The sequence below is a fragment of the Mesorhizobium sp. M8A.F.Ca.ET.181.01.1.1 genome (assembly GCF_004792025.1).
GTDB lineage: Bacteria > Pseudomonadota > Alphaproteobacteria > Rhizobiales > Rhizobiaceae > Mesorhizobium.
Genome location: NZ_SRTV01000003.1, coordinates 480098 through 492878, shown reverse-complemented (window position 1 = coordinate 492878; position 12781 = coordinate 480098). Strand labels below are relative to the sequence as shown.

General features: G+C 64.1%; 11 protein-coding genes. 2 read left to right on the top strand and 9 right to left on the bottom strand.

Annotated elements, in window-relative coordinates; translation table 11 throughout:
- Positions 1 to 10 precede the first annotated feature (10 nt).
- The 4 genes from EN824_RS15040 to EN824_RS15025 form a co-directional block, all read right to left on the bottom strand.
- Positions 11 to 469 (bottom strand): YbhB/YbcL family Raf kinase inhibitor-like protein, encoded by a 459-nt coding sequence (locus tag EN824_RS15040; RefSeq protein WP_135932439.1) that lies wholly within the window; start codon positions 467 to 469, stop codon positions 11 to 13.
- 30 nt (positions 470 to 499) lie between these two features.
- Positions 500 to 1090, bottom strand: a complete 591-nt coding sequence (locus EN824_RS15035; RefSeq protein ID WP_135932438.1) for an amino acid synthesis family protein — start codon at positions 1088 to 1090, stop codon at positions 500 to 502.
- A 68-nt stretch (positions 1091 to 1158) separates the two neighbouring features.
- Positions 1159 to 2298 (bottom strand): NAD(P)/FAD-dependent oxidoreductase, encoded by a 1140-nt coding sequence (locus EN824_RS15030; RefSeq protein ID WP_135932437.1) that lies wholly within the window; start codon positions 2296 to 2298, stop codon positions 1159 to 1161.
- 44 nt (positions 2299 to 2342) lie between these two features.
- On the bottom strand, positions 2343 to 3179 hold the full coding sequence (locus tag EN824_RS15025) for an alpha/beta hydrolase (protein WP_127870023.1): 837 nt from the start codon (positions 3177 to 3179) through the stop codon (positions 2343 to 2345).
- Between EN824_RS15025 and EN824_RS15020 the strand changes: the two genes are divergently transcribed.
- Both EN824_RS15020 and EN824_RS15015 read left to right on the top strand, forming a co-directional pair.
- Complete coding sequence (locus EN824_RS15020) at positions 3178 to 4020, top strand: GntR family transcriptional regulator (RefSeq protein WP_245520985.1); 843 nt, start codon at positions 3178 to 3180, stop codon at positions 4018 to 4020. The genes EN824_RS15025 and EN824_RS15020 overlap by 2 nt on opposite strands.
- 146 nt (positions 4021 to 4166) lie before the next feature.
- Positions 4167 to 5723, top strand: coding sequence for a GMC family oxidoreductase (locus EN824_RS15015; RefSeq protein ID WP_135932436.1), 1557 nt, complete (start codon positions 4167 to 4169; stop codon positions 5721 to 5723).
- A 59-nt stretch (positions 5724 to 5782) separates the two neighbouring features.
- On the opposite strand, the gene EN824_RS15010 is transcribed toward EN824_RS15015, so the two are convergent.
- The 5 genes from EN824_RS15010 to EN824_RS14990 all read right to left on the bottom strand — a co-directional run bounded on the left by EN824_RS15010 (position 5783) and on the right by EN824_RS14990 (position 12582).
- On the bottom strand, positions 5783 to 6331 hold the full coding sequence (locus EN824_RS15010) for an invasion associated locus B family protein (protein WP_127280975.1): 549 nt from the start codon (positions 6329 to 6331) through the stop codon (positions 5783 to 5785).
- A 69-nt stretch (positions 6332 to 6400) separates the two neighbouring features.
- The gene (locus EN824_RS15005) at positions 6401 to 6862 is read right to left on the bottom strand and encodes a DUF4189 domain-containing protein (RefSeq protein WP_027144313.1); all 462 of its coding nucleotides are present in this window, start codon (positions 6860 to 6862) and stop codon (positions 6401 to 6403) included.
- Between the two features lie 46 nt (positions 6863 to 6908).
- Complete coding sequence (locus EN824_RS15000; protein ID WP_127279742.1) at positions 6909 to 7601, bottom strand: hypothetical protein; 693 nt, start codon at positions 7599 to 7601, stop codon at positions 6909 to 6911.
- A 13-nt stretch (positions 7602 to 7614) separates the two neighbouring features.
- A complete protein-coding gene (locus tag EN824_RS14995) occupies positions 7615 to 8163 on the bottom strand; it encodes an invasion associated locus B family protein (protein WP_127279741.1) in 549 nt (182 codons plus the stop codon).
- A 90-nt stretch (positions 8164 to 8253) separates the two neighbouring features.
- The gene (locus EN824_RS14990) at positions 8254 to 12582 is read right to left on the bottom strand and encodes a YadA-like family protein (RefSeq protein ID WP_135932435.1); all 4329 of its coding nucleotides are present in this window, start codon (positions 12580 to 12582) and stop codon (positions 8254 to 8256) included.
- Between the last annotated feature and the right edge of the window lie 199 nt (positions 12583 to 12781).

Sequence of the window (12781 nt, the reverse complement as noted above, 5' to 3'; positions counted from 1 at the left end):
GCCGCGGATTTCACATGTTTTCGTAGATGCCGACGATCCGATTCTGCTCGATGATGTTGCCGGCATATTTCTGGAGGAACTCCTCCCTGGTGGGTGTCCCTTCGACGTGGGTGTCCAAGGCATAGACCCAGAAGTAGTAGTGATGTTCGCCATGGCCAGCGGGCGGCTGAGGCCCGTAATACTGCTTGCCGCCGGCGCCGTTGGGGCCGACGCGGAATTTTTCCTGCGCGTCCGAAAGATCGGTGGTCGACGGATCGATGCCGTAGACGACCCAGTGCGTGAAGCCGTTGGGCAACGGCGCGTCGGGATCATGGCAGATGACCGCGAGTTCCTTCGCGCCTGCCGGGACGCCGCTGACCGTAAGCCTGGGCAACACGTTGCCCTTATCGCCGGCATGCTCGTCGCGCAATTTTCCGAGCGGCTTGAAATCAGCCGATGTGATCTTGAGGTCCTTGATGTTCAGGGGCATGGAATTCGTCCTTCGCCAATTTCGATCGAACTAGACGCCGACCTTGAGGTCGGCGACGGTTTTGCCTCCGACGCGCTGATGCACGCGCGGACCCGATGCGACGGCGACGCAGATCAAAAGCTCATCGGGGCGCGGGCCATCCGGCACCGAAAAGGTGACCGCATCATAGTGGGAACGGATGTAGAGCTCGTCCTTGTGGGCAAGCGGAATATCGATGGATGTGCCGGCGACGGCGACCTTGCTGACCGACGAAATCCAGGCCTTGCCGCCCCCGACCTGTTGCCGCAGCGGATCTCCGAACACCGTGGTGATGCAGGCGACGACATGCTCCTGTTCGCCTGATGTGCCCGCGATACCGCCCTTGCCATAGCTTTCGACCGGCCTGTTGCCGAGCAGCGCCACGGCCCGCTCACCGAGCGCATGACCGATGGCAGAGCTCGGATTCGTCAGCTCGGACAGTTCGGCGACGAACTTTCCGGCGTACGGATTGCGTATGACGACGCCAGTCGCGACTTTGACGAGGGTCTCGCCAGGCTGGCCGCCGTCATGCCGGCTTTCCTGGACCGAGGCGTACCAACCCCTGACATCGTAGTCCCGTTCGACTTCACTGGAATAGTTCATCTTTATCTCCTGAAGGGTGCGCACGGTTTCCGCACGCGCCGATTAATTCGTTGACCGCCGGTCCGAGCTTACTGCGGCCATGAGAAGACGCGGCGCAGCGGGTCGTAGCGGGCCGCTTCCAGAGCTGCCGGCGTGAACATGTTTCCCTTCGAGAGCGAGCGGTTCGCCGCGTAGTCGCCGGACAGCGCCTGGCAGCGATCGGTGATCGGGCGAATGCGCTTCTCCCACGCGACGAGCGCGTCCTCGACCGAAGAGCCCGCCTCCAGGTCCTGCGACAGGCTGAAGGCATTGACCATCGCGCAACCGGCGCCCTGGGCAAGAGCCGGGCACATCGCATGCGCGGCATCGCCCACAAGGGCGACCTTGCCTCTTGTCCAGCTGTCCAGCTTGGTCGTCTCGTACTTGTCGTACCTGGCGGTTTTCAGCTTCGCCGCCTCGATCAGGCAGGGCTCCAGGAAAGGAAACATCTCGACCCAGACTTCAAGGTCGATCGGAACCTGCGAACCCCGCGGATCGGCGGCCGGAGCCATGAGGCCCAGATAGAGCTCGTTTTCGTTGCAGGGCGAATAGAGGATGCGCTGAACCCGTGGCCAGAAGTTCCACATGTCGATGGTGTTGTCCCACTCGCCGTGGCCGAGTTCCTTCTTCTTGCGAGGAACGATCAGCCGGATGAGGCCATCTTTGGAAACCCATCGGTCCTGCTTGAAGCCGATGGAATCCCTGACCTTGGAGCCAACGCCGTCGGCGCCGACGATCAGGTCGGCCTCGAGAACCTCTCCGGTCTGAAGCGTCAGGCGGCCTTCCGGATCTGCGGCGACCGCTTCGGAGTTGACTGATATGTCGACACCCAGCGCACGGGCGCGGTTGACCAAGGCATCGTGCAGGTGGCTGCGGGTCATGATGCGCCAGGGAAGACCGTTGAACGTCTCCTTGGAAACCGACTTGTTGTGCATCCAGGTCTCGTAGGTCGGAGGCGTGTGCGAACCTTGGAGAACATCATCCAAGGCGCCAAGTCCCTCGAGGACACGCAGGCCATTGTGCCAGAGATAGATACCTGCGCCGAAGGCCCGCAGATCCGAGCTCTTTTCGTGCAGCCTGACGTCCCAACCGTTTTGCCTCAGAGCGATGGCCGCTGTCAGGCCGGCGAAGCCGCCGCCAGCGACCTCGGCACGGCGCGCCTTACCCTGGGTTTTGTTTACATTGGCCATTTTCTATCCTGATGCTGCGTGCAAGAAGACGGCGTGCTGGGCCGTCAGGCGTCGATGAAATTCGTGATGGCTTTCAGCGTGATCTCGGGAGAAACCTCGTTGACGTAATGGTCGGCGCCCGGAACGACGACCACGGGCAGATCCGGCCGCAACCGGCTTGTTTTTGCAAGCGCCGCCGCCGAAACCAATTTGCTCGCCTCGCCCCGAACGATGAGGACGGGCTTCGTCACGTCCCGATAGGCGGGCGCCAGGTCTGATCGCAGGCCCTTGGCTGTCCGGGCCATGGCCTCGGGCGACGCCAATGGCCGCAGCCCGCCGTCGACCCGATGATAGCCGCTCTCGGCTCGGATCTTGATGGCAGCGGCGGGAATGTTGGTATAGCGGCCGGCAAGATAGGCTTCGACGGCATCGATATCCTGGAAAAGCTGGCTTCCCGCGTTCACGCGGGCTTCCAGCGCATCCAGCGCCTCGGTTTCGATGTATGGCGTGAAATCGATTGCGACGACCGACCGTACCAGATCCGGATATCTCACGGCGGCGGTGACGGAGTTTCTCGCGCCAAGCGAATGTCCGACGAGGATGGCAGGCCCCCGGTCGAGCGTGCGGATCAGGCCGGCAATGTCGTCAGCATAGTCATTCGCCTCGTAGCCGCTTTCCGGCTTGTCGCTGAGGCCATGCCCCCTCTGGTCGACAGCTACGGTCGTGAAACGATCCGAGAGCCGAGCCATCAACGGCGTGAAGACCGCCGAGTTGGAGGTTATGCCGTGGAAAAACAGCATCAACGGGCCGTTGCCCGTCTCGCGCACGTTCAAGGCGATGCTGCCGGTGTCGATGCGTCGCGAGCCAAATGGGTCGCAAGCTATCTCTGCCGCCATGTTCATGATCCTCACCATCACTGCCCGTCTCATTCAAAAGGATCATACAGCCGGGAGCGCGTCAAGCAGATTGTCTGACATTCTTGCAATCTTCAGATTTGACAATCTGGCTATTTTCCACCGCGTCGCGTATGGTGCCGCGGAGATTGCGACTCAAACCTATGAGACGTTGCCCATGCCTCCAGATTTGAATTTGCGGATTTCGCCACGGACGGTGCAGCGGGAGACCGTCGACAAGTTACGGCTCGCCATCTTCTCCGGAGTGTTCCAGCCGGGAAGCCGCCTCATCGAAAGTCAGCTGTGCACACAGCTCGGCATCAGTCGCCCGTCGCTGAGGGAAGCTTTGCGCAGTCTCGAGGCCGAGCGCCTGATCGAGATTGTACCCAACCGCGGGCCATCAATACCCTCACTTTCGTGGGAGGTGGCAACCGCCATCTACGAGGTTCGAGAGCTGCTGGAAGTCGAGGCGGCGGGACGATGCGCGTCGAGAATTTCCCCGGAGCAGTTGCTTGAACTCGAGAAGTCTCTTTCCGCGTTCGAAGAGGCGGCATCCAGCAATGACAGCCTGGCGCAGGTCATGACCGCCGCGGACTTCTATTCGATCATACTCTCGAATTGCGGGAATCCCATTCTTGAGGAAGTCCATCGCGGCCTGGTGGCCAGGATCAGCTTCTTTCGAGGACGATCGATGTCATTGGAAGGCCGGGCACAAAGCAGCCTGGCGGAGATGAAGGAGATATTCGAATCCATCGCCGCCGGCGATGAGAAGGGCGCGCGCAAAGCCTCGAAGAATCACCTGTTGAAGGCGAAAGCGGCAGCGAAGATGTCCATGGACAGCGCGATTTGAGTTTTTTCGGAAGACAGTTGCTCCGTCTGAAAACTCGAAATCCTTCATGACGTTGCGGATCGACGGTCCGCCGAACGCGAATCCGGCGGGGCTCACCCCGTCGGGGTTAGACATGCCGGCCGTCGAAGCCGGCAGATGGAGTGATGATGACCAGTGCCAATGTCGAGCGCAGAGCGGATGCCGATATCGTCATCGTCGGCGGCGGGTCGGCTGGCGCGTTGCTTGCAGCACGACTGAGTGAAGAGCCGGACAGTCGCGTTCTGCTGATCGAGGCGGGCGAAGAGGCGGCGGACCCCGACATCTGGAACCCCGCCGCCTGGCCGGCGCTTCAGGGGCGCGGCTACGATTGGGACTATCGCACGGAGCCGCAAACCGGGACTGCGGGCCGGGTGCATCACTGGGCGCGCGGGCGGTTGGTGGGCGGCTCGAGCTGCCTGCATGCGATGGGCTACATGCGCGGCCATCCCCTCGACTTCCAGGCATGGGTCGACGCGACCGGCGATGACAGGTGGAGCTGGAATGGATTGCTGCCCGCGTTTCAAGCCATCGAGGATCACCCGCTCGGTGGCAACGGCCTTTACGGCAAGGGCGGGCCGATGCCCGTCCATTTGCCAACGGACGAGGTAAGTCCGGTCGCACGCGCGTTCATCGAAGCCGGCGCTTCGCTCGGCCTGCCGCGTCTTGAAGGTCACAACAGCGGACAGATGATCGGCGTCACCCCGAACTCCTTGAACATTCGAGACGGTCGGCGGGTCACGGTGGCCGACGCCTGGCTCACGCCGGCGGTTCGAAGCCGCAAGAACCTGACCATCCTTACGGGATCGCGGGTGCGGCGGCTCAAGTTGGAGGGCAATCAGGTCCGCGGCCTCGAGGTCGTGGGGCGGCAGGGTCGGGTCGAAATCCTTGCGGATCAAATCGTGCTTTGCGCCGGCGCGCTGGAAAGTCCGGCCTTGCTGATGCGCTCGGGCATCGGTCCGCACGATATACTCGACGCCGCGGGCGTCAGCTGCGTGATCGATATGCCGGAGATCGGTCGAAACCTTCAGGACCACCTGCTTGGTGCCGGCAACCTCTATGCGGCCCGCAAACCCGTTCCCCCCTCGCGCCTTCAGCACTCGGAGTCGATGGCCTATATGCGGGCCGACGGGTTTACCGGTACCGGCCAGCCCGAAATTGTCGTCGGTTGCGGCGTCGCGCCGATCGTGTCCGAGCGCTTTCAGGCGCCTGCCGCTGGCACTGCATATTCGCTGCTGTTCGGGATCACCCATCCGACGAGCCGCGGCAGCGTGCGCATAAGCGGGCCGGAACTCGATGGTCGATTGATCATTGACCCCGCATACTTGCAAAGCGGTCGGGACCGCGCGCTGTTTCGCGGGGCGCTCGAGGCAGCCCGGACAATCGGACATCGAGATGAACTCGCCGGCTGGCGAGAGCGCGAGCTCCTGCCAGGCACCCTGAACAGTACGGCTGAAATGGACGACTTCATCGCGCGGTCGGTCATTACACACCACCATCCCTGTGGCACTTGCAGGATGGGCAAGGACCCGGACGCCGTCGTCGATGCGAATCTCAAGCTCAAGGCGCTCGACAATCTTTTTGTCGTTGACGCGTCGGTCATGCCCAGTCTCACCGCGGGGCCGATACACGCCGCGGTTCTCGCTATCGCCGAGACCTTCGCTCGCCGGAAAATCCTGCTGTCTTGATCCGAGGGCTGCGCGTCCGTTCCTTCGCTACAAGGCTCGGGCCGCTGTCGCCATGCTCCTCAACGCGCGCTGAGCGCGACCATGCGGTCAAGGGCAGCGCCAAGGCCTTTCAGCGACACCGGAAAACTAAGCGTGGTCTCGGCCGCGGTGGTGACGTCGAGCTTGAGCTCGGTACCTGCCTTGAGCCTCTGCATCAGCGCCCGGTCGATCGGAAACAGCGCCACGCAGCCATTCGGCAGGCAGGTCCTGAACTTCAACGGCCCGACGGGCGGCTGGTCGTCGATCTGGGCCGCCACGCCGGGATCGAACAGGATGCCGAAGGGCAGCAGCAAGGTTCCGATCAATCCGCCCTTCTGCGCCGCGCGCAACTCCACGGCCAGAAGCCTCTGGCCGTTTTTCTGCGTCTGGTCCTGCGTGACGGTGCAGACCCGGGCATTGTCCTGTATGACGCAGGCCAGCTGCCAGTCCTGATAGGTTTCCTGGAGCGACGACGCGCCATTCGGAAGCGACCCAGCCTGCTGCTGTTGGGCGAAAGCAGCCGGTAGCGAAGCGGAGAAGGTCGCCGCGCAGATGGCGGCTGCCTTCAGCGAAAAATGTCTACGAACCAATGAATGCGGCCTTCTCTTCGGTGCCGGGCAAATGCCCAAAGTGTCGGCTTCGAGGCCCCGTGGCAACGGTCACGTACAGACCCATTCGCGGATCTTGCATTGGATCCCCCCTGCCTCGCAGGCCTGCAAGGCGAGATCTTCGGCTTCGCGGCGCGTTTCGGCGGAGTTCACGCCCCAGGGGGTGAACCGATGCTCCACCTTGTCGGCCACCGCCAGCGCGCCGCAATGCTTGTAGGGAAATCCGGTCTCGTCGTCGTCCGTCCAATGGCGGTGATTGCGGAACACGGCAACGACATTGCAGGCTTTTCCACCGGCATTCTCGCAATATTTCTGCGCAATGTCCTTCGCTTCCTGCCGCTTGTCGGCGCCCCAGAAGAAGCCATACTTGGTGTCGGTCTGGGAATAGGCGATTGCCGCCCAGATGCCTTTCTCCTCCTGTGGCGGCTCGGACGGCTCCACCAGATCGGCCGAGACGACCTGCCCGCTCCACAGCAAGGCCATGCACAAGACTGTCAAACGTCGCGATTTCATGGTCCGCAATCCTTTCCAGGGCGTCTCGCCCATTCGCCTGACATCCTCACTTGGCCGCCGATGCGATGGAAATCACCACGCATGTGTTGCCCGTCGGCAGCAGAAGCGCTTCGCCCGTGTTGCCGCCAAGCTCGTACACTTCGACCTGTCCGAGATGATCCGTGATCTTGCTGCCTTGCGGAAGAACGGACGGAATGTCGGCGCACGGACTTGCGAACGGCGCCACCCGCACCATGGCGCCCTCGCAACCCGAAGCGGTGGGTGACGCGAAGACCACGCCGGCGGCCGGCCCGCTGTAACGGTCGGTGGCATAGTCCATGCCGACAAAGGCCTGGACGGCGTGCTTGTCGGCGGCCTGGTCGTTCCACAGGGATTTGACGCTGTACTTCGCGCCGGTCGTCAAAAGCTGTCCGAGCACCGGAAAGATGGTCGAGCAGGCCTGCACGCCGGCCTGCTTGACGTGCTGGAGGAAGGGCGAGTCCGGCAGTGCGGGAGCGGCGGCCGCCTCGGCCTGAGCGGCCGTCGGGCTGCCGACCAGACCGGCGATCGCGGCATAGTTCGCGCCGGCGAAGCCAATGCCCATCATGGCCAGCCCCAGCAGCGAAAACCCAATGACGCGCGGCCACCGCCGCGGCGGCTCGACGGTTCTCTTGCGGTCCGGCTCGACGACCCGTCGCCGATCCGGCTCGACGGTCGGATTGCTGCGCGTCGCGGAGATGAACGGGTCTTGCTGGCTCACGGTGCTGCCTCGGCTATTTGATTGGCGCAAGGGCCTCGGACAGCCCCTTGAGCGTTGCGGTGACGGTAATGGTCTGGCCATCGACGGTCGGATAGGAAATCGCCGGCGTCGCCTTCTGCGCTATCTCCTGTCGCATCAGGGGTCCCACCGGCAGCATGCCGACGCAGACCATTTCGTTGCAGCCGTTCAGATGCACGTCGATCGGCTCGGCGCGCCCATCGAACTTCAGCGACACAAGCCCATCGCTCCTGGCGTTCGGCGCGGTGCGCAGGATCATGTAGGGCTTGCCGTCCTGGGTGGCGGCGAGCGACCAGCTGAACGCCATCTTGCCGGCGCCGTCCTCGATCACCTGCGAGACATTGCAGACTTTCTTGCGCGCCTTGAGGTTCTCGTCGCAGATCAGCGTCCAGTTCTCGAAGGGACGGATGGTGCGCTGGTATTGTCCGAGCTTCACGTCGGGAGGCACGACCACCTCGGAGGGCTTGATCCTGTAGGGCGAAGCCACCTGCCCGGCAGCCGGCGCCAGCCCGCCGGCAAGCGCCAGACCGGTCAGGAATGCCACGGCGGATCCGGAAAGACCAAACGGTCTCCCCGGATCCGCGTGTAGCCTGTCATGGCCGGTCCGCCTGTTCATCGCCGCCAGTTGCCCGCCTCAGTTCAAGGTGAAGCTCAGGCCGGCGCCGACACCGACATTTCCACCCGCCGCCGTGCCCGACAAATTGCCGCGGATGCGGCCGTCCTCGCTGGTGTAGCCGGCGCCGAAGGCAAAGGCGCTCGAATCCCGCCAGAAGCCGCCGCCCGCCGCCACGCTCAGCTTGCCGGGACGGTCGTCATAGCGCAGCGAGGCTGCCGCCAGTCCGATTGCCGCCGCCTGCCGTGCTTCGTCCCTGATGCCGCTGATGTCGGAATTCAGCTGGCTGAGCTTCTGGTCGGTATAATTGTTGGCCTGCTGCAACGTCGTGACCGCCACCTGGTCGGTATAGGTCTTGCTCTGAGCCAGGTTCAGGTTCAGCTGGTTGACGTTGACCGCGTCGGTGCCGGTAACGCCGGGGCCGACATTGGAGATGACGACAGGCGCATTCGGGTCACCGCCCTGCAGCGTTATCTTGTTGGTCTTGGTCGTCGATCCGTCCGGATTGTTGACGGTGTCGTATTGCACGGTGTTCTGGACGGTGCCGCCGATGCCGCCGATCGTCTTGGTCAGGTCCTCGATCGCCGTGTTGGTGGCGTAGAGCTGCGACCCGTTGATCGCATCGGTGCTGCCGGAGGAAACGCGCCCGGCGGCGACATTGGTGATCGTCCGCTCGGTTCCGGCATCGCCGACGCTGACGGTCCCGGTCGGGGTCGTGCCGGCGAAGGCGTAGGTCTTGCCGTTGATGACCGTGCTGGACGTGCCGACGGCGGTCTGCGACACCGAACCCGAACCGAGCGCCACATCGCTGGCGTTGTTGGCCTTGGCGCCTTGGCCGAGCGCGACGGCGCCCTGCCCCGTGGCTGTCGAGCCATTGCCGGCGGCAAGGCTGTTGGTGCCGCTGGCCACGCTGGCCGGCCCGATCGCGACGCTGTCGGTGCCGCTGGCGGTGGAGTCGGCCAGCGTCGAATTGGCGTGGAAATACTTGATGCCACCGCCATTGTTGATGTTGGTCAGCGCATTGTCGACAGCAGTGAAACCATCAAAGACGGTCGAATAATTGTTGCCCTGGATGGTGTAGGTCGGGCCGGTGATCGAGCCGTCGGGATTGACCGTGGTGCCGCCGCCGAACAGGTTGGAAACGTTTTGCGAGACGCCGCGCAGCTGCGAGACGTTGACGGCATCGGTCCCGGCCGAGCCCGCCGCGACATTGGTGAGCTTGCGCTCGGCGCCCGCGGCGCCGATCGACACTTCGCCGGCCGAGGTCTGCGGAGCGGTCAGGCCAAAGGCGGCGTAGCCGGCCTGCGCGCCAACCGTGGTGGTTGACGACGCACCCAGTGCGACGCTGTTGGCGAAGGTGCTCTGGGCGCCGGCGCCGAGCGCCACCGACTGGATGCCCGATGCGGTCGAGTCGGTGCCGAGCGCGATGCCGTCGGCCAGCATCACATGAGCGTTCTGGCCGATGGCGGTGCCGCCAGGCGCCGTCTGGTCGACGATGGCGCCATTGCCGATACCGACGCCATTGTCGCCGTTGACGACCGTGGTCGGACCGACCGCGACCGATTCCGCTCCTACCGCCAGCGAATCGCCAGCGGTCGAATTGGCATGGAAATATTTCGTCGAGGTGGCAGAGACCGCCGCGATCGCCCCCGCCAGCTGGCGCACCGTCACGGCGTCCTGGTCCTGCGTGCCGTCGGCGACGTTGGTGATCTGCCGGTAGGAGGTGGCGGTACCCACCGAAACGGCGCCGAGCAGCACTTTGTCGGTGGTGTTGTACTGGATGAAGTTCGACGGACCGGCGGCGATCTGCCCGGAAGCGGGAGCGATCGCGCGATCGGACACCGAGCCCGAACCGAGTGCCACGCTGCCGTCGATGTTGGCCGCGCTGTCGCGGCCGAGCGCCAGCCCGCTGACGCCGGTCGCGGTCGCCTGGTAGCCGACGGCCGTGGAGCCGACGCCCTGTGCGAAGGAGTCCGTTTGCGCCAGTCCGGCCTCGTTGGTGCGGGCATAGCGGATGCCCACGCCATTGGCGTCGGTATAGGCGGTCGAGGTGTCACCGGCGATGTTGTTGATCGTGTTGCCGAGATTGGTCACGCCGCTGCCGATGGTGCTGAGCGTGGTGCCGATGGCGTCGACTGCCTGGTTGGTGGCGGCGAGCTGCGAACCGTTGATGGCATCGGTCGACGTCGAGCTGATCCGCCCCGCGGCGACATTGGTGATAGTGCGTTCCGCGCCGGGCGCGCCGATGCTGACCGTCGAGGTCGGGTTGGTGCCCTGGAAGGCGTAGGTGGTGCCGTTGATCACCGCGTTGGGCGTGCCGACCGCTACGGCGGTCACCGAACCCGAGTCGAGCGCCACGTCGCCGGAGCTTGCCGCCGCCGCCGCACCGTTGCCGAGCGCGACATTGCCGGCGAGGCCGGCGGCACCCGCAGTGGAGCCGTTGCCCAGCGCGACGGAGCCTTGCCCGATCGCCTTGTTGCTGTTGCCGATGGCGACAGCACCGTTGGCCGTATTGGCCGCGGTGGCGGTTGCCGTGCCGTCGCTGTTGGCGATGTTGTTGGCGCCGCCGGTAAAGGCGCCGGTGCCGCTGGCGAAGCTAGGATCGCCGATGGCCACCGCGCCGTCGCCGTAAGCAACGTTGTCTGCGCCGATTGCGACAGCCTTCCCCCCGGTCGCGATCGCCCTGGTGCCGATGGCGACGGAGTCGGCGGTATCAGCGGAAGACTGGAGACCGACCGCGATGGCGTTGGTTGCAGTCGCCGCGCTTTCACGCCCCATCGCAAGGGCGTCGTCCCCGGATGACGTCACGTCCGTGCCGACGGCGATGGCGCTCTGTCCGCTGGCGCTCGTCGCAAAACTGGTCTGGCCGATATAGACGGAGTTTATCCCGGACGCGCTCGTCCCAGCGCCGACAGCGACGGCATTCACGGCGGTGGTTCGGGCACCACTGCCGAGAGCGGTACTGCCGGCTCCGCTGGCACCGGCGTTGACGCCGGCGGCGAGGGTATTATTTGCCGTCGCGCTGGCCAGGACGCCGAATGAGGAGGCGTTTGCGCCGCTGGCAACGGCCCCATTGCCGACTGCCGTGCTAAAGTCGGCAGTGGCCTGAGTGGCCTGGCCGAGCGCGACGCCGAAGCCGCCGGAAGCAAGCGAATTGGTGCCGATCGCGATGCTGTTGGGCAGGGCCGTGTTGGCCTGAACGCCTGCCTGCGCGTTCACGCCGAATGCGATGGACTGGTTGCCCCAGGCCTTGGCTGCATCACCCATCGCCGTGGCGCTTGTGCCGATCGCGGCGGCCTGACGTCCTACGGCAGTGGAATTGGCACCGCTGGCGACAGATCCCCAGCCTCCGGCGAACGAATTGGCGCCGCTGGCGGTGGAACTGGTGCCGACCGCCGTGGAGTTACCTCCCGAAGCGACTGAGAAGGTACCCAAAGCATTGGCGCCGGCCAAGGTGGCACTGGCCTGAACGCCGATCGCTACCGAATTGGTGCCACTCGAGATCGTGCCCTGGCCCAGCGCCATCGCGCCGCCGGCGCCGGTGGCTTTTGCGCTCAGGCCGAGAGCCACCGAATATTGAGCCGACGCAACGGATGAACGTCCGACCGCGATGGCGTCGACCTGGGATGCTGTAACATCCGTGCCGATGCCGATGGCGCTCTGTGCCAGCGCTCCTGTTCCAGCAACGGTGCGCGAACCGAGATAGACCGAATTTAGCTGCGTGGCTTGTGCCTGGAAGCCGAGAGCCACTGCGTTCTGGGCGCCAGCGGCGGCGAAGCTGCCTTGGGCGAGAGAATCCAATCCGGACGCAACGGTGTTTGTGCCGAAAGCGCTCGCGCGCAGCCCGCTCGCAGCAGCGAAGTTGCCTACGGCAGTCGAATTCTGCGCGGTCGCCGCGGATCCTTGACCCATGGCGACAGCCCCGCCGCCTTGGGTTTGCGCATCGACTCCGATCGCAACTGAATTATTCCCGTTGGAAATCGCTCGGCAGCCGATGGCCATGCCTCCCGTCGGCGCTCCGACGGTGGCCGTATATCCTGTGCAACCGATCGCGATGCCGTTGGCACCACTCGCCGTTCCGGCGCCCGCTGTATAGTTACCGCCTGGAATAACTTGGCCAAATGCCTGAGGCGCAATAACCAGCCCCAAGACGCCGAAAACAGCCCCAATCGCACCGATACCCCGATCTTTACGACGCATGCCTAGAACGCGGGACGCCATGCGCAGTACAGCCATCAGGCGGCGCCGGGCCGAGCGGGAGCGAGGATCGGCATTCGCGATCCAGTGACTGGCGAAAAGCGCGGCGCGATGCTGGACAAACGAGTGACGTGAGATGCAATTGTCGGTCATGGTCCCTCTCAGCGCGCCAGTCGGCATGAAAATGTCAGACAATTCCCCCAAGCGGCAGAAAGACATGATTCTTGTGCGCGGTATTTCACGATCTTGCTGTGTCGTAAGAAAAAATCGCGGAACAACTCGGCAGAGGTTAACGGCTTATTACTTTAGCCGGAACTTTAATAGGTATCACCTATATTTCCAAGATATGCCG